14 protein-coding genes and 1 pseudogene are annotated in these 18,993 nt (G+C 63.3%); 10 read left to right on the top strand and 5 right to left on the bottom strand.

Going from position 1 to position 18,993, the window contains the following annotated elements:
* Nucleotides 1-12: 12 nt before the first annotated feature.
* Nucleotides 13-849, top strand: coding sequence for an amidohydrolase family protein (locus IHQ72_RS31360; protein ID WP_258119524.1), 837 nt, complete (start codon nt 13-15; stop codon nt 847-849).
* A gap of 171 nt (nt 850-1,020) precedes the next feature.
* Here the strand turns inward: IHQ72_RS31360 and IHQ72_RS31355 are convergent, their stop codons facing one another.
* From IHQ72_RS31355 to IHQ72_RS31345, 3 genes and pseudogenes are all read right to left on the bottom strand, one after another.
* Nucleotides 1,021-2,181 carry an extracellular solute-binding protein gene (locus IHQ72_RS31355; RefSeq protein WP_258119523.1) on the bottom strand — a complete coding sequence of 387 codons (1,161 nt, stop codon included), beginning with the start codon at nt 2,179-2,181 and terminating at the stop codon, nt 1,021-1,023.
* Nucleotides 2,178-3,338 (bottom strand): CaiB/BaiF CoA transferase family protein, encoded by a 1,161-nt coding sequence (locus IHQ72_RS31350; protein WP_258119522.1) that lies wholly within the window; start codon nt 3,336-3,338, stop codon nt 2,178-2,180. The genes IHQ72_RS31355 and IHQ72_RS31350 overlap by 4 nt, the downstream gene beginning before the upstream one ends.
* A gap of 3 nt (nt 3,339-3,341) precedes the next feature.
* Nucleotides 3,342-3,428: pseudogene (locus IHQ72_RS31345) on the bottom strand (amine oxidase); the annotation flags it as partial.
* 170 nt (nt 3,429-3,598) lie between these two features.
* Between IHQ72_RS31345 and IHQ72_RS31340 the strand changes: the two are divergent.
* The 9 genes from IHQ72_RS31340 to IHQ72_RS31300 all read left to right on the top strand — a co-directional run bounded on the left by IHQ72_RS31340 (nt 3,599) and on the right by IHQ72_RS31300 (nt 14,771).
* Nucleotides 3,599-4,696 (top strand): lactonase family protein, encoded by a 1,098-nt coding sequence (locus IHQ72_RS31340; protein ID WP_258119521.1) that lies wholly within the window; start codon nt 3,599-3,601, stop codon nt 4,694-4,696.
* A 102-nt stretch (nt 4,697-4,798) separates the two neighbouring features.
* A complete protein-coding gene (locus IHQ72_RS31335) occupies nt 4,799-6,316 on the top strand; it encodes a S10 family peptidase (RefSeq protein ID WP_258119520.1) in 1,518 nt (505 codons plus the stop codon).
* Nucleotides 6,317-6,416: 100 nt separating this feature from the next.
* Nucleotides 6,417-6,998, top strand: a complete 582-nt coding sequence (locus IHQ72_RS31330) for a DUF1349 domain-containing protein (RefSeq protein WP_258119519.1) — start codon at nt 6,417-6,419, stop codon at nt 6,996-6,998.
* Complete coding sequence (locus tag IHQ72_RS31325; RefSeq protein WP_258119518.1) at nt 6,991-7,281, top strand: TOBE domain-containing protein; 291 nt, start codon at nt 6,991-6,993, stop codon at nt 7,279-7,281. The genes IHQ72_RS31330 and IHQ72_RS31325 overlap by 8 nt, the downstream gene beginning before the upstream one ends.
* 63 nt (nt 7,282-7,344) lie before the next feature.
* Nucleotides 7,345-10,023 carry an ATP-binding protein gene (locus IHQ72_RS31320; RefSeq protein WP_258119517.1) on the top strand — a complete coding sequence of 893 codons (2,679 nt, stop codon included), beginning with the start codon at nt 7,345-7,347 and terminating at the stop codon, nt 10,021-10,023.
* A gap of 148 nt (nt 10,024-10,171) precedes the next feature.
* Nucleotides 10,172-10,528: a hypothetical protein gene (locus IHQ72_RS31315; RefSeq protein WP_258119516.1), complete on the top strand. Its 357-nt coding sequence runs from the start codon at nt 10,172-10,174 to the stop codon at nt 10,526-10,528.
* Nucleotides 10,529-11,839: 1,311 nt separating this feature from the next.
* Nucleotides 11,840-12,550 carry an SDR family NAD(P)-dependent oxidoreductase gene (locus IHQ72_RS31310; RefSeq protein WP_258119515.1) on the top strand — a complete coding sequence of 237 codons (711 nt, stop codon included), beginning with the start codon at nt 11,840-11,842 and terminating at the stop codon, nt 12,548-12,550.
* Between the two features lie 213 nt (nt 12,551-12,763).
* Nucleotides 12,764-13,783: an isopenicillin N synthase family dioxygenase gene (locus IHQ72_RS31305; protein WP_258119514.1), complete on the top strand. Its 1,020-nt coding sequence runs from the start codon at nt 12,764-12,766 to the stop codon at nt 13,781-13,783.
* Nucleotides 13,784-14,225: 442 nt separating this feature from the next.
* A complete protein-coding gene (locus tag IHQ72_RS31300) occupies nt 14,226-14,771 on the top strand; it encodes a LysE/ArgO family amino acid transporter (RefSeq protein ID WP_258119513.1) in 546 nt (181 codons plus the stop codon).
* A 60-nt stretch (nt 14,772-14,831) separates the two neighbouring features.
* Here IHQ72_RS31300 and IHQ72_RS31295 read toward each other — a convergent pair whose 3' ends face one another.
* Nucleotides 14,832-18,071 (bottom strand): AfsR/SARP family transcriptional regulator, encoded by a 3,240-nt coding sequence (locus IHQ72_RS31295; protein WP_258119512.1) that lies wholly within the window; start codon nt 18,069-18,071, stop codon nt 14,832-14,834.
* Between the two features lie 167 nt (nt 18,072-18,238).
* On the bottom strand, nt 18,239-18,952 hold the full coding sequence (locus tag IHQ72_RS31290; protein WP_258119509.1) for a phosphoadenylyl-sulfate reductase: 714 nt from the start codon (nt 18,950-18,952) through the stop codon (nt 18,239-18,241).
* Nucleotides 18,953-18,993 lie beyond the last annotated feature (41 nt).

The following is an 18,993-nucleotide window of genomic DNA, read 5'->3' as shown; positions in this document are numbered from 1 at the left end:
GGGAGCGCCGTCATGATCTTCGATACCCATCTGCACCTGATCGACCAGTCGGCACTGCGCTATCCCTGGCTCTCCGGCGTGCCGGCGCTCAACCGCGATTTTTCCTACGACGAATATGCAGTCCAGGCTCGCCGCGCCGGCATAGAGGGGGCGTTGCACATGGAGGTCGATGTCGATCCGGCTGACATCGAGGCCGAAACCAGCCATGTGAAAGCGCTGTCACATCAGAAAGACAGTTTGCTGCGCGGGGCAATCGCCTCCTGCCGTCCCGAAGAGCCGGGCTTTGCCGCCTATATCGAGCGCCAGCGCGCCGATCCCTTCGTCAAGGGTTTTCGCCGTGTGCTCCACGTCATGCCGGACGAGCTTTCGGAAGGCGCGCTGTTTCGGGAAAACATCAAACGGCTTGCCGGCACGCAATTGACCTTCGATCTCGTCGTCCTGCCGCACCAAATCCCCAAGGCGATTGCACTCGCCGATCTCGCGCCGGACGTGCAGTTCGTGCTCGACCATTGCGGCGTGCCCGACATCAAGGGCAGCAGTGAGCATCCCTGGCGCGAGCATATGGCGCAGATTGCGCGCCGCCCAAACGTCGTCGGCAAAATTTCCGGTGTGGTCGCCTATGCGGACACTGGATCGTGGACTGTCGAAACGCTGCGTTCCTATGTGGAGCACACCATCGAATGCTTCGGCTGGGACCGCGTCGTGTGGGGCAGCGACTGGCCGGTCTGCACGCTTGGTGGCGGGCTTGCGACCTGGGTGGCGGCGACGCACGCGCTGCTTGCCGGTGCAAGCATCGATGAGCGGCAAAAGCTGCTCTCCGGCAATGCGAAGCGGCTTTGGAGTTTGTAAGCGGCTTCAGATCGTCGCCGACACGTGCCTCTCGCGGTCATAGAGCGACACAAGCAGCACGATCACCAGGCCAAGTGCAGCCTGCACGGTCGACGGCCGGAAGCCGAGGCCGATCAGCAGCGTGGGTTGCCGCGGATCAGACTGTTCATGTTCTCCTCCATTTAAGCTGTTTCAGGATCCTCCACCGGCAGCGCCGGGTGCCGGGAAACTCTCCACAAACAGGCGATTGAGATCGGCAACGACGCGGCCGGCATCGTGCTTCTCGGTCAGGCCGAGATTGATGCGATCGGACGCGGCCTGCTGGAATGTCATGTAGCCATCATGGCGTGGCCTGACCCAGGCACCCTCGAGCGTGGCGCGGGTGTCCATGTAGAAATTACCGGTGGCTGCGTTGACGACTGCATCGTCCCAAGCTGCGGCATGGCCGGGCTGGCCGCCGGCCGACGCATAGGGGCCGCGCTGCACCTCGCCGCTGGCGATCCAGTAGGCAAAGTCGATGGCCGCCTGCTTCGCCTTCGAAAAGGCCGACACGGCAATGCCGGTTCCGCCGAGCGCCGAGCCGACCGGACCGGCATGGCCCGCAGCCGGGATGTCCGCAAAGGCAAGGCGGTTGGGCCGAAATCCGGCAATGGCATAGGAGACATAGCCATAGACCAGCGGCGCGCAGGCGATCCGTGAGCCGGACCTGGCCATTTGCTCCAGGATGTCGATCGGGTCCATGCCAAGGCAGGCCGGATCGACGAGAGCCGCGATCTCGCGCATCATCTCGAAAACACGGCTGCCCATCTCGGGGCTTACGTGGTCGCCAGGCTCTTCGGCGGCTGGTCGGCCGAAATTGCCGGCAAGCGTGTAGAACACCATCAGCGAATGCGGCGGCCTGAGCGGCAACAGCACGCGACCTTGCCGCGCCAGGTCGAGCACGTCGGACCAGTTCGCCGGGGCGGCGGAAAGCATGTCCGGCCGCCACGCCTGCACCTGGCTCGCCGTGTCGATCGGAAACGCCCACTGCCGGCCCTGCCAGTTGTAGCTCGGATAGGACCGGCCGACGCTGCCCGCCGCCAGCGCCGCGCGCTCCGCTTCGCGGCCAACGACATCGAGCGGCGCCAAACAATTCTCGGCAGTGATCTGGCCGACATGCGGATGATCGATGACGATCAAATCATAGGCACGGGCCAGTTCTTCGACCGGAAAGGATTCGAAATCCTGCAGCGAGCGCTTGTCCCATTCAACAGTGACGCCGGTGCGCTGCTTCCACAGCGCCGAACAGGCGACCATCGGATCGTAGCCGCGCGGATGGCTCCAGGTCATGCCTTTGAGCATCACGTCGCTCACAATCCGAACTCCTTGCGGATCTTTGCGCTGTGCTCGCCGATGCGTGGCGCAGCCCGCTCGACCTTGGCGCGGACGCCATCGACCCTGAGCGGCGAGCGCGTGGTGAGGATCGAGACGTCATCCTCGCGCGTCACCGTCTGCAGCATGTCGAGCACCTGGAAGCCTTCGCTGGCCATCATTTCCGGCCAGGTCAGCACCTTGGCGCACCAGATATCGGCAGGCTCGAGGATGGCAAGCCATTCGTCGACCGTCTTCGTCGCGATTTTTTGCGCGATGATCGCCTTGATCTCGTCGCGGGCGGTGAACCAGGTCGACGGCTGATCGCGATAGGGCGCTAGCTCTTCGAGCGCCAGGAGATCGGCCAGCTTCGGGACCGGCGTCATGGCAATCGCCAGATAGCCGTCCTTGGCCGGATAGACGCCGTAAGGCGCCGACAGATAGGCATGGGCGCTGCGGAAGGCCGATCGCCGCGGCAGGCGGCGTCCGTCATTGAGATGCGTGGTCAGCACTTCGAACTGGAAGTCGACCAGCGCTTCGAGCAGGCTGGTCTCGACGTGGCTGCCCGTGCCGGTCAGGCCGCGCCGCACCAGTGCGGCAAGGATGCCTTGCGCGGCGGCGGAGCCCGCCAGCATGTCGGCAATCGCCAGGCCGAAGGGCACCGGCCCCTGGTCCTCGTCGCCGTTCAGCCACATCACGCCGGAACGCGCCTGCGCCAGCAGATCCTGCCCGGGCCGCTTGACCCAGGGGCCTTCCTCGCCATAGCCGCTGATCGAGGCATAGACCAGGCGCGGATTGATCTCACGCACCGCCTCAAAGTCGAGGCCCAGGCGCTCGATGACGCCGGGGCGGAAATTCTGGATCAGCACGTCGGCCTTGGCCAGCAGGCCGCGCAGCGCCGCAAGGTCGGCCTCGTCCTTGAGGTCGATGGCAAAGCTTTCCTTGGCGCGGTTTATGGCGTGGAAGATTGTAGAGTCGCCGCCGATCTCGGTGTCGCTGAGATAAAGCCGGCGCGACAGGTCACCGCCATCCGGGCGCTCGATTTTGATGACGCGGGCGCCAAGGTCGAGCAGTCGCAGCGAGCAGTAGGGCCCGGACAGGAACTGGCTCATGTCGACGACGACGAGCCCGGTCAGCGGCAATTCGGCAATGGCGGCCATTGCCTATTTCTCCGTCTTGCCGGCGAAATCGGCCGGCTTGCGGAACTTCACCGTCTGCAGGTGCTCGCAATAAAGCACGAGTTCTCCTTCGCGATCGCCAGTGCCGACGAACCGTGGAACAGCGAATTGCATGATCTATCCTCCCGTCAATCTTCTTTTGTGAATAGACTTTTCACATATGGGATTGCGTTGCAAGCGAGTCTCAGCGAAATTTCGCGCGAATCCGCGGCGGCCAACGCCGGCGGAACAAGGGAGGATTTATGCGGAATGCCTGTCTGGTCTTTGTCGGCAGTCTCAACCGCGAGGCGCCTTATTTTCAGGGCGCGCGCGGCGTCGGGCTCGGCGTCTACAGCTTCGACGAAGAGACGCTGGAGACGAGGAAACTGACTGAGACGGGTGACATCGACAATCCGACTTTCCTGTCGGTGACGCCGGACGGCTCCCACATCTATGCCAATTCCGAAGTGCTCGCCTGGCGCGAGGGCGTGGTCTCGGCCTACCGCTTCGACAGGCAAACCGCCGCGCTGTCCTACATCAACAAGCAGCCGACGCTTGGCAGCATCACCGCGCACAACACCATCACGCGCGACAGGACGAAGCTCCTGGTGGCCAACTACGGCATCGGTGAAGGCGGTCCCGATCGCTCGGTCGTCGTCTATGGGCTGCGCGAGGACGGTGGTCTGACCGCGCCGTTGTCGAGCGTCACCCATGCCGGAACGGGCCCCGATACAGCTCGTCAGGAACGCCCCCATGCTCACAGCGTCACCGAGACGGTTGCCGGCGGCGTGGCGATCGTCGCCGATCTCGGCATCGATCGGCTTGTCTCGTACCGCATCGCGCCTGACGGCAGCCTGACCAGACTGGCGGAGTCGGTGCTTGCGCCCGGCGCCGGCCCACGTCACGTGGCGCTGCACCCGGGCGGGCGCTTCGTATTCGTGATGAACGAACTGGATTCAACGGTGGCGTCGCTTGCGCTCGACGATACGTCAGGAAGGCTCTCGGTCATCGACACGAAGCCGGCCGTGCCGGCCGCGACGCGCGACGGCAATCATTGCGCCGATATCCAGATCTCGCCCGATGGCCGCTTCCTCTACGGTTCCAACCGCGGCCATGACAGCGTTGCGGTGTTTTCTGTCGACCAGCAGACAGGCACGCTCGCGCTCGTCGACTATGCGCCGTGCGGGGGCGCCACGCCGCGCAATCTGGCACTGACGCCCTCGGGCGGCCATCTCTTCTCGGCCAACCAGAACGCCGACCGCATCTCGATTTTCGCGCGCGACGCGGCCACGGGCCGGCTGGCCGACACCGGACGGTTTATCGATGTCGGCACGCCGATGTGCGTCAAGATCGTGCGTTGAAAGTCACGCTGTCTCCTTCCAGCAGCGAGGGCGTGCACGGTCCTGTGATTTCGGCTGAGCAATCAGCGTGGTAGCTTCCAGTCGTTCCGCTGCGGAGTCGTCATGCGTATCAAGCTGCTAGAAATCACCCTTGCTATGCTGCTGCTGGTTGGCGGCCTTTCAGCCGGCCATGCGGAAGTGGCCGAGCGGCCGTCGCCTTCAGGCGGCGTTCTGTCGCTGCTTCCGCCGCCCCAGGTCTCAGATCATTCGATCGTGATCGCGGGACGCACGCTCAACTATCAGGCAAGGGCCGGCACGCTGTCGTTGCTATCCGGCAAGGGCGACGTCACCGCGGAAATCTTTCATGTCGCCTACACGCTGCGTGCCGAGCCAAGCCGGGAACCTGATCCCCAGCGCCCGATCACGTTCGTATTCAACGGTGGTCCCGGAGCGGCTTCCGCCTATCTGCATCTCGGCGCGCTCGGTCCACGCGTGATGGCGACGGCGGCTAATGGAAGTTTTCTCCCATCGCCGCAGAGGCTTTTGGACAACCCGAACACATGGCTCGACATGACCGACCTGGTCTTTGTCGACCCGGTCGGAACGGGTTACAGCCGCGAAGCACCCGGAACCGAGGCACGCAGCTTCTGGGGCGTCAACCAGGACGCTGCCGCGATGGGCGCCTTTATCCGGCTCTACCTGGCACAGGCGGGCCGCACGGCGTCGCCGGTGTTTCTTGCCGGCGAAAGCTATGGTGGGTTTCGGGCGGCACTGCTTGCCAAGACGCTTCAGGATGATATCGGCATCAGTCCTCGCGGCATCGTGCTCATCTCGCCCGCGCTCGAATTCACACTCGTGCGGCCCGACGAGTTCCAGCCGCTCCACTGGGCGCTTGAGCTGCCGTCGCTGGCGGCGGTGCGCCTGCGCAGCGAAGGCGTCACCGGTTCCGAACTGCAGGAGCGGTTGGCCGATGTCGAACGCTATGCGCTTGGCGACTATCTCGTCGCGCTTGCCAGCGGGCTCGAACAGGGTGGGCGCCTGGCGAGCCCGCGCGTTGCCGAAATCACCGGCCTGCCGCTCGAACTCGTCAAACGAAACTTTGCACGCATTCCCACCGCCCTCTTCGCCAAGGAGTTTGCGCGGGCAAGGGGCAATGTTCTCAGCACCTATGACGGCACGATCGAAACGGCAGACGTTGCCCCGGAAAGTCCAAGGCCTCGCGGTCCTGATCCGGTGCTCGACCGTAGCGTGCCGGCGCTCACATCCGCTTTTGTCAGCTATGTGCGTGAGGAATTGAAATTCCGCACCGATCTAAGCTACCGGCTTCTCAACCGCGAAGTCAGCGGCAATTGGGATTACGGGACGAGCCCGACGCGTCAGGGCTATGTCGGCGTGATGGATGACCTTCAGCAGGCGCGCGCGCTAAATCCCGGCCTCGGCGTTTTGATCGTCAACGGCTACACCGACCTGGTGACACCCTATCTGGTGTCACGCTACCTGGTCGGCCAGGTTCCTTCGCTTCCTGGCGCAAAGCCCATCCGCGTCGACCTGCTGGAAGGCGGCCACATGATGTATTTCAGGCCAGACAGCCGGCGCGCTCTGAGAGAGGCCGCGACCGAGCTTTACCAAACGCCGAAATGAAACGGTTGGAGCCGGGTACAAATGATCTGGACGAGATCGTAGCCGCCTCTTCGCATGAGCGACGGACAAGGCAACACGAACTGGAGAGACGAGCAAGTCGATGACATCTCAGAATGCAGAACTGACCTGGCTCAACCCGCCACCGCATCATGCTTTCGGCGACAGCACCGTGCATGTGCGGACCGGGAAGGAAACCGATTTCTGGCGCGCGACGTTCTACGACTTCTGGCGCGACAATGGCCACTTCCTCTACCGGCAGGTCGAGGGCGACTTCAGCGCCGAGGTCACCGTCAAGGGGGACTACAAGGTGCTCTACGACCAGGCCGGTTTGATGGTCCGGCTGAGCGAGACGCACTGGGTCAAGGCCGGCATTGAGTTCACCGACGGGCTGGCATATTTTTCCGTCGTCGTCACCAATGATGCTTCCGACTGGTCATTGGTCAGCATCCCGGCTGGTCCGGGCGGCGTCAGGATCCGGCTGACCCGCCATGCCGAGACAATTCGTGTTCAGTATCTTGATGCCTCCGACCATCACTGGAAGCCGGTGCGGCTCGCCTACTTCCCGCCTTCGAAAACAGTCGATATCGGCATGATGTGCTGTTCGCCGCAACGTGAAGGTTTCGAAGTCACATTCAGCGATTTTTCGGTCGGCCCGGCGATCTCGAAGGAACTTCATGACTGATGCGTCCTGTTACCGGATCCGGCTCCGCTTTCACAACAGCATCGTTCCGACAGGCGAATTGCGCGGCAAGATGATCGTCTCAATTCGTCCGGAATCCTTCCGCTTCAACCGGGACAATGACACCACGCAATCGGCGATGGGACGGGTCGAGGATGTCATCTTCATCGGCAGCAGGTCTTTCTACACTATCTGCCTGGCCGACGGCGTTCGCGCCGTCGGCAGCCATCACGATGCGATCGAAGACGAAATAGACGAAAGCTGTCATTCCAATCAATCCACATGAAATGACGTTGTTGCACTCGAGGCTTACTGCTGTACCTTCAAGGTTAAGGAGGCGTGAGTTTTTATGCTGCTTGAGCGAGAGGCGCCGCTTGGAACTTTGTTGGCCAGCGCCGAGAGAGCTGCGGCCGGACACGGCGGGACCGTGCTGGTGGACGGCGAAGCGGGCGTCGGCAAGACTTCCCTCCTGCGCGAATTCGCGGAAAACGCCGACAGGAATTACCGGATGCTGTGGGGCTGGTGCGAGGCGCTCTTCACACCGCGCCCGCTCGGTCCTCTTCAGGACATGGCGCACCTGCTAGACCCCCGCGTGGCGGCGCTGCTCGAGGAGACCGCGGCGCCGGAGCGGCTTTTTCCGGCGTTGTTGAATGCGCTTCAGCACACCAAGGGCACGACCGTGCTCGTCTTCGAGGACATGCAATGGGCCGACAATGCGACACTTGACCTGGTAAGATACCTCGGTCGCCGCGTCTCCCTGCTTCGCACGATGCTGGTGCTCAGCATGCGCAGAGACGAGATAAGTGCCGATCATCCTCTGACCCACGTGCTCGGCGACCTTCCGTCCGGCTCGGTGAGCCGCGTGACCCTGGAACCGCTGTCTTCCCAGGCGGTGACGGTGCTGGCCGAGCAGGCTGGCCGCTCCGCCGGCGGGCTTTATCGCATTACCGAGGGCAATCCCTTCTTCGTCACCGAACTCCTGTCTAGCAGTGAGGTCGAGTCGGGGCGCGTGCCCGATTCCATACGCGATGCGGTCTGGTCGCGCTTGTCGCGCCTGACCCCAGGAGAGCGCGAGGTGTTGGAGGTCATGAGCATCATGCCGGGCAGCGTTGAGCCGTGGCTGATCCGGGCGCTTCTCGGGGACGAGACCGAAGTTCTCGTGGATCAGTGCGTGGGACGGGGATTGCTGCGGCGGGATGTTCAAGGCGCGCTGACGTTTCGCCACGAGCTTGCCAGGGAAGCGACGCTCGACCGCCTCGCTCCGTCTCTCCAACGGTCGCTGCATGCGAAAGTCGAAGCGGCACTCTCCGAACTTCCGGCGGCGCAGGCAAGCGCTCTACTTTCGCGACGGGTGCACCATGCCGGCGGCGCCGACAACGGCGAACGCGTCCTGGAGCTCGCGCCGCAGGCCGCCGAGCAGGCCGCGCGTCTGGGCGCGCATAGAGAGGCGGCTTCACATCTGGCGACCGCACTCCGATACGTTTCAGAGGCTCCGTCGGCGCTGGCTGCCCAGCTTTGTGAAGACTGGGCCTACGAGGCGGGCCTGTCACTGTTCGTCTACGATGAAATCATCGAGGCGCGGCATCGCGCCATTGCGATCTGGCGGGAGCTTGGGCGCATCGACAAGGTCGGGGCCAATCTGCGCTGGCTGTCGCGTCTCCACTGGCGCCGCGGAGAGGGCCAGGAGGCGGAAGACTACGCGGATCAGGCAGTGCGTGAAGTGGAGAACCTGCCGCCTGGGCCGGAACTGGCGATGGCATACAGCACGCGCTCGCAGCTACACATGCTGCATTATCGCTTCAACGAGGCGATCGAATGGGGCGAGCGCGCGATCAGCCTGGCGGACCGGTTTGGTGAGGTCGAGACACGCGTCCACGCCCTGAACAATGTCGGCACAGCGCTGATGTTCGCCGACCGCCCGGGCGGGCGTGAGCGGTTGGAGGAAAGCCTTACCCTGGCGCTCGATCACGGGTTTCACGACCATGCGTCGCGAGCCTATACGAACTTCGCCGAATGCGCGGTAGTGGCCAAGGACTTCGCCTTGGCCGAACGGCTGCTCGCGGAAGGGATTGCGTATTGCGCCAGGCACGACCTCGATTCGGCGGCGCAATACCTGCTCGGCCGGCAGGCACAGCTTCGTACCGAGCAGGGCCGCTTTCGCGAGGCCGAGACGATTGCCCAAGGCGTCATGAATCTGGAACGCCTGCCGATGGTGATGCACCTGCCGGCTCTGACGGAACTCGGCAGGGCGCGGATCCGGCTGGGTGAGCCCGGTGGCGCGGCCCTGCTGGAGCAGGCGCTCCAGGAGGGTCTGACAACCGGCGAGGCTCAACGCGTCATACCGGTTCGCTTGGCGCTGGCCGAGGCCGCCTGGCTTGCCGAGGAGCCCGGCGCCGGCCACGAGCAGCTGACGGCCCTCACCGAAATGGACCTCGACAATTTCCGTCCCTGGGATGTCGGTGAACTGGCAGTCTGGTGGCAGCGCTGCGGAATGGCGGGATCGCTGCCGGTGCCGGCCGGCCGCATTCCTTTGCCGCAAGCATTGGAACTCCGCGGCGACCCGATGGCGGCCTCGGCAGAATGGTCCCGCCTGGGTCTTCCCTATGAGTCAGCGCTCGCCCTCATGCAGGTCCGCGGAACCGATGCCGGCGCGGCGCTGGCTCGCGCCGTGGCTACATTCGAGGGCGTCGAAGCGCGCCCCGCGGCAGCGCTGGCGCGAAAGCTGGCGCAGCGCATCGGAGCTGCCAATCTGCTGCCGAAGCAGCGCCGGGGGCCATACACCGTGGCTAGGCAGCATCCACTGGGCCTGACGAGGCAAGAACAACAGGTACTCACAATGATCGCTCAAGGTTTGGGCAACAAGGAGGCGGCACGGCGTCTGTCGCGCTCGCCGCGGACCATCGAGCACCAGGTTTCCGCCGTGCTCGGCAAATTCAACGCAGCAAACCGGATGGAAATTCTGCTCCGCCTTCGCGGCGAGCCCTGGCTTTTGCCGTCGGCAGACGCGCTGCAAGTCCGTGAAAACTAGGCAAGCCCTTAAAAAACTAGGAGATCAGCTGCCGGGAAACTAGGTGACCGTACCGATGTGCGCGAATGCCTCCGCGCATAGGTTGCGCTTGTGAGTTTGGCATAGACTGCGAAGCAGTCCATGAGCTCGCCAATCGGAGAGAATAGCAATGATCAGATATTCTACCGCATTTGCGACGGTCTTGCTCGCCACCACGAGCGTGGCCGCGGCCTCGGAACTTGCGCCGGGGAACGGCCACAGCATCCATTTCGGCCACGTCAAAGGCGTCGTCTATTACACGGTCGAGCAGGACGGCTACCGGGTCGTTGCGACCCTGGCTTCAGGGGCCGATGCGCAGCCGATGCGGTTCGTCTCCACGCTCGGACCGGGGCAACACATGGTGATCTCCTTGCCTCAAGCCGTCGGTCAGCCATCTCTCGATTTCGAGATCATGCGGGACGGCGCCACGGTTCTCGTGAGCGAGCCCGCTGCCACTCCGATGGCGATCCGATGGAACAAGCATTGATCCAGGACGCTCTCGACCGGTGAGCCGGTAAATGGGCCGCCGCTTAGCGCGGTCTCGACGGGTGAAACGATGCAGGCCCACACCGAGGGGCCCGGTTGCGAACGGCCCGGCAGATCAAACCCTTGGACGCCGAGCCGCCGTACATCGAGTGCTTCCTCGAAGTCCACGAGGTTTCTATGACCAGGATCGAAATGGCGCTCCTTGCCTTCACTTCATTCGATGCGGTTCCCGTTCTCAGATGGCAGCAATTGTCCGGGATACGAACGGTGCGACTGCGGTCTCTTATTGGACCTGGAGCCTTTTCGCCGCATCGCATCTTTCCACTGTTGTCGCCTACACCCTCGTAGCGGTGCGGGACTGGCAGACGGTGACGGCGCTCGCGATCAACGCTGTTTGCTGCATTTCCATCATCCTGCTCGGTTTCATAAGCGCCGTGAGCATCGGAGCCACCGCCGACTGCATGGCGAGACCGCTGCGTACAAAAACGCGTCGTTCCCGACGGGCGCCTATCCGCTGGAACCGCACGAAAATTAGGTAATTCCCGCAAAAGCAAGAACACGCCCGCGAAAACTGGGAAACCGGCCGCCCAAAAATGGGTGATGGCACCGATTTGCGTACCCGCCGGCACGCATAGAGTTGGGCTCGCAGCGTGGAAGACTTTCCCAAGATCATTCACGCCTTCCTGATCCGAAGGAAGAGGGCAGTGGGGTGAGGCACAGGAAGCCGCCGACGGCGTCGAAATCGCGCGCCGTCGGTGGGTGCGCCCACCGATCCTTCAAGTCGGTAGCGCCGCCCCTCTGCGATCCACGCAAAGATCAGGAGGGTGCCGTTCGAATTCGCCCTAATCCCGCAGCAGATCGAACATCAGTTTGAAGAAGCGGTCCGCATCGACCTCGTGCGTGATGCGGGCATTGTCCTTTTCGCTACGCAGGGGCCATTCACCACACCAGCGGCTGTGCTGGCGCCGAAACCCTCAATGCCATAACAATCCGACCGGACCACTTGATGGGGCGGATCACGGAGGACCGGATGGCGACTGGACGTTGTCCCTGCGGCGGCGTGCGCCACGAGATTGCAGGCGAGCTTGCTCAGCCGATCGCCTGTCACTGCTCAATGTGCGCGCACCAGCGGCAACTTTGCCGTCATGGCGGCCTGCAAGTCGACCCTCGATCGGCCGACCGGCCTTCGTCTCGGCGAACATATTTATGTCGGCTCGAAATCCTACCTCAGAAGCACGAGTGGTAGGACCTGAATCGCCAATCCGCCGCACTAGAATCCGTACCATACCAGAATCCGTAAGGGAGAAGCTCCATGACATCGCACGTGGCAATTATCGCTGGAGCAGGACCGGGGCTGAGCGCCTCGCTTGCACGTCTTCTCGCCAAGGAGGGATTTCGCGTGGTCCTGGCTGCCCGCAACGTCGGCAAGCTGAGCACGCTGGTCGACGAGACCGGAGCGTTGGCGGTCGAAACGGACGTTGCCGATGTCGCGTCGGTCGAAAACCTGTTCGACGTCGCCGACAAGGCCGGTCCTCTGTCGCTTGTGGTTTTCAACGCCAGCGGCCGCTCCCGCGGACCGATCGCCGACCTCGAACCCGAAGCGGTCAGACAGGCATTGCTGGTCGGCGCCTATGGCGGGTTCCTGGTCGGCCAGCAGGCCGCGCGCCGGTTGCTTTCCCGCGGCTCCGGCTCGATCCTGTTCACCGGCGCCACCGCCAGCGTCAAAGGGTTTCCGGGTTCGGCCGGCTTTGCCATGCCAAAGTTCGGCCTGCGCGGACTGGCCCAATCCATGGCCCGCGAACTTGCGCCGAAAAACATCCATGTCGCGCATTTCATTGTCGACGGTGTGATCGCGGCGAACGAGCCCGGACAGAATAGGCCCGGACAGGCCGGCGAACCCGACCGGCAGGATCGCCGGCTGTCTCCGGACGCGATCGCCGAAACCTATCTCGCAATCCACCGGCAGCATCGCAGCGCCTGGACTTGGGAGCTCGAACTCAGGCCGTGGGTCGAAAATTTCTGAGTCTCGGCCGGACTGCAACTCGTGCATATGGTTGCCATGATGCCTTCGTGCCATGGAACACCCGTTCGGACGTTATTTGCCTGGCGGCCGCCAAACGCAGCGCTGACTTTCTTCCATTGGCATCGAGATTGGATCGAACGTTGCTTTGATCGCAACGACCTGCGTGTCACCGTAAAGGCCTGAACCAAGCCTGAAGGCAGGAGGAGGTTGACCATGGCCAGGATTGTACCCGTGCTCGATCTCAGCCGTCTCGAACAGGGTGCGTCGGAGCGTCGGACCTTTCTATTTGACCTGCGCACGGCGGCCCGCGATGTCGGCTTTTTCTATCTCAGCGGCCATGGAATTTCGGCTGTGGAGATTGACGAGGTGCTCGACGCCTCGCGCCGGTTCTTTGCCTTGTCGGAAGCCGATAAGCTGGCCATCGAAATGGTCAAGTCCCCGCAATTCCGCGGCTACACGCGGACCGGTGGCGAACTGACCAAGGGCAAGGCCGATTGGCGCGAACAGCTCGACATCGGCGTCGAGCGTCGACCCATACCACAGGGGCCGGGCATTCCTGCCTGGACGCGGCTGCAAGGGCCGAACCAGTGGCCTTCGGCCCTGCCGGAACTCAAGCCGGCGCTGCTGGCATGGCAGACCAAGGCGACGGCGGTGGCGATCCGCCTGCTGAAGGCTTTCGCGCTGTCGCTCGACCAGGCCGAGGACGCTTTCGATCCGATCTATGGCGGTGAGCCCAACCATCGCATGAAGATCGTGCGCTATCCCGGACGCAATGCAACCGGCGGCGACCAGGGCGTCGGCGCACACAAGGACGGCGGTTTCCTGACGCTCCTGCTTCAGGACGACAACAGGGGGCTGCAGGTCGAATACGACGGAAGCTGGGTGAATGTGGATCCCATCCCCGGAACGCTGGTGGTCAACATCGGCGAACTCCTCGAACTGGCATCGAACGGTTATCTCAGGGCGACGGTCCACCGTGTCGTCACGCCGCCGGCCGGTGTCGAGCGGATTTCCGTCCCGTTCTTCTTCAGCGCCCGGCTCGATGCGACGATCCCGTTGCTCACCCTGCCTGAAGAACTGGCTGCCGAGGCGCGCGGACCGGCGAGCGATCCGGACAATCCGCTGTTTCGCGATGTCGGCACCAACGTGCTGAAAAGTCGCTTGCGCTCGCATCCTGACGTGGCGCGCCGGCACTATGCCGATCTCCGTGAGACGAGGGCGTCACCTGTCTGAAGAGGTTAGAGCAAATAGAACGGGAATTTTCGTTATCCCGCCGGCTTTTGGAATTTTGTTCGTCGCCAACACGCCCAAACAAGCTCAAACAGGTAAGACCGTTCGACGGTTTCCTCCCATTCCGTTGAACGGCGTTCCCCTCTGAAGGTTGTAACCTTCTTTTGGCCGGGCCGTATTCGAGCCCGGCTATTTTTTTCGTGCGATTTCGGCAAATCAGCTGTGGTCGGCGAACCATGAACTGGGACTGCCGGCTTTGCCGTAAGCGATCCATATGCGTCTGCCTTCCACACTACGTCGCGTGGGAGGCGGCAGATGCAGAAGGGTGCGGGACCGAAAAAGCCGGGTGGCGTCACATGACAGCCGACGCCCTGTTGTCGCCGGCAGCGGTATCCGGCTTCGTGTTCGGCCTCGGGCTATCTTTTCCCTCGGCCCCCAGAACCTCATGCTGATCCAGGCGGGGCTGACCCGCAGCCACCCCTTTGCCGTCGCTTCCACCGGTTACGTCTCGGAAATCGCTTTGGTGACCATGGGAATCGGCGGGCTTGGAACGCTGCTGACGCACCATCCCGCAATCTCCGGTGTGCTGCAGGCAGTATGCGCCGTATTCCTCGCCTGGTGGGGTGCGCGCACCTTGCTCAACATCAGCCGGAAACGCAGGACGGCGGCTGCCACAACAGGCGGCAAGTCCAGATCTCGGGCGATCGGGTCGATGCTCGCCGTCACCTGGCTCAATCCTCTGGTTTGGCTCGAGGCGATGTTTCTCGTCGGCGTTCTCTCGTTCAGCTACGGCAGCGACGAACAGGCGGGGTTCGCAGCCGGGTTCCGCACGGCTTCCGCAATCAAGTTCTATGGCTGGAGCCTGGCCGGGGTGAGCCTGTCGCGCCGCTTCGACCGCCCGATCTACCGCAAGCGAATGGACGCGATCGCCGGTCTCGTTCTGATCCTGGCAGCCCTTCTCCTGGCCGCAAACATCCTGAACGGAGCTTGAGCGATGACCGTCAGACCGACTATAGCGCCGTGTTTCGCCAGACAGCGCAACGGATCGTCTTCAGCGCGTATGCCGCACAAGATAGGGGTCGACCAAGGCGCGTATTTCCACAGCGGGCGCCGCTTCTCCGGCAGCACGCAGCGCCCGTTCGTAGCGCGCATAATCGTCGACCGCACCTTCGAAATCATGGCGCGACAGCCGCTCCTTGATCAGCGCCTTGCAGACGGGGCCGGCATCCGGATAGAGGTCCAACGTCCTCAGATAAATCGAGCGCGCTTCATGGGCGTTGGTCGCCTCCAGCCGCTGGCCGATCCGCAAGGCGAGATCGATCAGATCGCGACGCACTTTTTCAGCGGCGGCTAGCGACCAGAAGCTGGCTCGCTCGTGCAGAAACAGCGGACCGGGGAATGCGAGGAAGAGCGCTTCCGCTTCCGGGCGCAGTCCCACCGCCCCGCCATTGACGGTCGTGACGGACCTGAGCCGTGTATCCCAGTCGGTGAGGTCGACCCAGACCTTGTCCGATGCCAGGCGAAGCTTGCCTTCGCGCTGGACGATGAGGTCGGTCCGCCCGAGCAGCTTGCGCAGCCGATGCAGCGCTTGCTCGCAGGCCGCCCGCGCCTGATCGCCGTCGAGGTCGGGCCACAGCCAGTCCTGAAGGGTCTCCAGCGAGCAGGTGTTGTCTTTCGAGATCGCCAGTACCCGCAGTATGTCGAGAGCCTTCGTCGGTGGCTTGGCGCCGAGAGGGAGAGGGTTTCCGTCGAGTTCGAGCCGAAAGCCTCCGAGAACGTGGACCTTGAGCGGCCATGGCCAGGCCGCGGGCCGCCGCTGCGGCACATCCAGCCGGCGTTCCCCGATCAGCGACCGGCAAAGCTTGGGCTCGATGCCGCGTTCAAGCGCATCGCCAAGCAGTTCGGCGAGCAACTCCGGAACATTGAGGAGCACCATTGGCCAGCTGATGTCGCGCAGCGCCTCCATGAAGAGCTTCAGCCGATCGCCATAGTGCGGATCCCCGTCCCACAGGCTCTCCAGCGCGGCCGCTGCCAGAATGCATATCTCAGTCCGTTTGCGGGCGCCGCCGTCCAGCCGCGGCAGCAAATCGTCAAGAAACGTGGCGGCTTCGCGCGGCTTCCTGTCGGCGAGCAGCACCTGGAACTTCGTGATAAAGTGTGCCCAGCGCTCGACCATCGGCTCGTTGGCGGCCTCGCTCGCCGCCATGAAACGCTCGCAATCCTGATAGGCGGCCGCGAAATCGCCTTGCCTGGCATGAAGCGTAGCGTAGCAATTGGCGACGACGGCGACTTGCGTGCTGAAACGGCTGTCAGCGATCTCGGCCAGGCGCTCAACCACCTGCTGGAACTCGGCAAAATCGTTGCGGAACTTCATCTGCATCTGAAGGTGATAGAGGCCACCGAACTCCACGCCCTTGAGCGATTCGCGCTCGCCGATGGCGATCGCCTCCCGCAACGCCGCTTCGGCCGAAGGATAGGGAAAACCCCGTCTTTTGTAGGGAAAATAGCGGCCGCTCTTGGCGCCAAACTCGACCAGCCACATGCCGAGGACCCAAGGCAGCATCTCCTTGTCGCTCAAATCGTCAACGACGCTGTCGACGGCCTTCGTGAACAAATCGGCCCGCATGATCGATACCGAATGCTCGATCAGGGATTCGCTGGCAAGCAGCCGCAAGCCGCTCGGATCCTGCTCGGGATTCCGGGTCAACCGCTGCAGGAGTTCGGTTTCCAGCGCTTGTCCGGCCGGGCTGTTGCCATAGTAGTCGTCGCCGAAGTTCAGCGCCCGCACCATACCGATGCGCACCAGCATCGCTTCCTCTGAAGGCAGTTCCGGCAGGCCGCGCTCGATGATTTCGAACGCCCGACGAGTCCAGGCCGAAAGTCCCTCGTAGGTGCGCCAACTGTCCGTCTTGACCAGCACCGCGCGCGACACCGTAAGACAAAGCCCGCGCTGATCGTCGGCCTCGCCAAAGGCGTGCCATGCCTTCGACAGCCAGTGCTCTGCCGCCGCGTCGTCCGGCATGTGGGCCACGCCCAGCCAATAGAAATGCCAGCCATTCATGAAAGCTTCCGGCAACCGGCCGACCCATTCGATGAAGGTTGTCCGATGTCCCTGCGCCAGCACGGCCTCCGCCCGGCTCAGCATGAGTCCGCTCGCCCGGTCCCAGTCCTCTGCCTGCAAGGCGAGGTGTATGGCTTCGTCATAACGACCGGCGTCCGCTAGGACCTTTGCCGCCCTTTGTTTGAGCGACTTCTGCTCTTCAATCGGCACACGCTGCGCGAAGCGTCGGTCGAGGAAGTCCCGCAAGAGGTCGTGCAGGTGGAAGACGCCGCGGCTGTTTTCCGTTCGCGTGACCAGCAACTGCCGCCTGAAGAGCCTGTCGAGCAGCTTTCCCGCTTCCCCCGACCCGATCATAACGTCCGCCAGCTCGGCGCTGATTTCGGGCAGCAGGTTCAGTTTCAGCAGCATGTCCTGGTCGGCGGCGGGGAGGGAAAGGAAGAAATGACGGCCGAGAACGTCCGACAGCGCGTTCTGCCCGCCGGGTGCTGTCCCGTTCGTGTCGTCAGGTCCGACCGCCGAGCCGTGATCAGCGAGGAGAACCAGCCCGATAGCCCAACCGCGCGCCGCTTCGACATCGACTGAAACGGCGCCGTTCCTCGAACGCAGCTTGACGAAATCGCGTGCTTCCGATGTCGAGAATTCGAGCGCCCACCGGTCGACGACGGCCATTTGACCCTTGAGAACGAGGTCGCCCAGTTCGCCCTGGGGCAGCGTGCGCGAGACGCAGATGCAGCGAACCGTGTCAGGAAGCTCACGGAACATCACGGAAAGCACCGCCCGGAATTCGGGCGTGTCGGCGTCCTGCAAATCGTCCAGGACCAGAATGGTGCCGGGCTTCAACCGCGCGAAATAAGCCCTGAAGAAGCGCCTGGCGAACTCCTTCGGCTGCTCGGCATACTCCACGCCGAACACCGGCATGTCCGCGGCCGAGGCGAGTGACTGCGCCAGATATTGAAAGAAGCGCGCAATATCCTGGTCGCCCTCGTCGATGCGGAACCACACATGCGGTGCCTCGACGCTTTCGAGATAGTCGATGACCGCCGTCGTCTTGCCGTAGCCGGCCGGCGCCGCCACCCAGCATATGGTTGATCGCGATTTCAGGTCGATCGCTTCGAGAACGCGGTTCCGCCTCAATATCCTGGCGCTGCGCGGCGCCGCAAGCTTGGCGATCCGGCCTGTGCCCGAGAGCGGGCGCTTCGCATCGGCTTCAACTGCGTCTAGGGCGGTCATGGGGGCTCCCGCTCGACCAATCATCGAGCGTCGGTCGTGCCGCCATGACCGTCCCGCCGCCCAGATTGGCCTTAGGGTAGCGCAATCATGCGACAATTCGTAGGGGCTTCGCAGTGAAGCGGCAACGGCCGACTCTAAGCGGCGACTGGATGCCTGCGATCGCGAAATCAGGACGCGGAGGAGACCGAATTGTGTGAGGCAGCGCCGGCGGGCGACCGGTGAATCCCGCACTCCATCTTCGACAATCCGCTCCAGCGGCCCGCGCGCGGGTTGTCGACGCTGCCGCCCTCGAGCGTGCAGGGCGCGCAGCCGATCGAGAGGTAGCCTTTTTCGAGCAGCGGATGCCGGGGAAGATTATAGCGATCGAGATAGACCTCGATCTGTTCGCGGGTGAAGCGGGCAAGCGGATCGATCTTCAGGCGTCCGTCAGTTTCCTCGACCGTCGGAACATCCGCGCGGAGCCCGCCGTGATATCGCTTGCGACCGGAAATCCAGGCCTTGAAACCAGTCAGGGCATTTTCGAGCGGCAGAACCTTGCGGATGTGGCAGCACCGGTCCGGATCGCGGCGGTGCAGCGCTCCAGCGCCGTCGAGCACCCGCAAGACATTCGCCTGAGGCGTGATGACACGCAGATCGGTGAGGCCGAGCAGAGCCGTCAGCTGCGCGCGATAGGCGATCGTTTCCGAAAACAACTTTCCGGTGTCGAGCGTGATGACGGGGAGCGAACGGTCGATCGAGGCCGCCATATGCAGCAGCACCGCGGATTCCGCGCCGAACGAGGACACGAGCGCTATGTTTCCACAAAACAGGTCGCTGACGAGCGGCGCCAGCAGGTCGGGTCCGTCGAGATGGTTCAGCTCTGCGATGACGGCTTCATACATGGCGGTTCGGCCGATCAAAAACGGTGGTGGCGTGATAAAGC

The organism is Mesorhizobium onobrychidis (assembly GCF_024707545.1).
In the GTDB taxonomy this organism is placed as follows: domain Bacteria; phylum Pseudomonadota; class Alphaproteobacteria; order Rhizobiales; family Rhizobiaceae; genus Mesorhizobium; species Mesorhizobium onobrychidis.
This window is presented reverse-complemented; position numbering and strand designations above follow the sequence as displayed.

What these genes read in the sequence shown, in the direction of transcription:
- IHQ72_RS31300 (WP_258119513.1), top strand. Translation starts at nt 14,226, where the DNA reads ATGCTGATCCAGGCGGGGCTGACCCGCAGCCACCCCTTTGCCGTCGCT.
- IHQ72_RS31335 (WP_258119520.1), top strand. Translation starts at nt 4,799, where the DNA reads ATGCGTATCAAGCTGCTAGAAATCACCCTTGCTATGCTGCTGCTGGTT.
- IHQ72_RS31320 (WP_258119517.1), top strand. Translation starts at nt 7,345, where the DNA reads ATGCTGCTTGAGCGAGAGGCGCCGCTTGGAACTTTGTTGGCCAGCGCC.
- IHQ72_RS31325 (WP_258119518.1), top strand. Translation starts at nt 6,991, where the DNA reads ATGACTGATGCGTCCTGTTACCGGATCCGGCTCCGCTTTCACAACAGC.
- IHQ72_RS31330 (WP_258119519.1), top strand. Translation starts at nt 6,417, where the DNA reads ATGACATCTCAGAATGCAGAACTGACCTGGCTCAACCCGCCACCGCAT.
- IHQ72_RS31360 (WP_258119524.1), top strand. Translation starts at nt 13, where the DNA reads ATGATCTTCGATACCCATCTGCACCTGATCGACCAGTCGGCACTGCGC.
- IHQ72_RS31340 (WP_258119521.1), top strand. Translation starts at nt 3,599, where the DNA reads ATGCGGAATGCCTGTCTGGTCTTTGTCGGCAGTCTCAACCGCGAGGCG.
- IHQ72_RS31315 (WP_258119516.1), top strand. Translation starts at nt 10,172, where the DNA reads ATGATCAGATATTCTACCGCATTTGCGACGGTCTTGCTCGCCACCACG.
- IHQ72_RS31350 (WP_258119522.1), bottom strand. Translation starts at nt 3,338, where the DNA reads ATGGCCGCCATTGCCGAATTGCCGCTGACCGGGCTCGTCGTCGTCGAC.
- IHQ72_RS31310 (WP_258119515.1), top strand. Translation starts at nt 11,840, where the DNA reads ATGACATCGCACGTGGCAATTATCGCTGGAGCAGGACCGGGGCTGAGC.
- IHQ72_RS31305 (WP_258119514.1), top strand. Translation starts at nt 12,764, where the DNA reads ATGGCCAGGATTGTACCCGTGCTCGATCTCAGCCGTCTCGAACAGGGT.
- IHQ72_RS31295 (WP_258119512.1), bottom strand. Translation starts at nt 18,071, where the DNA reads ATGACCGCCCTAGACGCAGTTGAAGCCGATGCGAAGCGCCCGCTCTCG.
- IHQ72_RS31290 (WP_258119509.1), bottom strand. Translation starts at nt 18,952, where the DNA reads ATGTATGAAGCCGTCATCGCAGAGCTGAACCATCTCGACGGACCCGAC.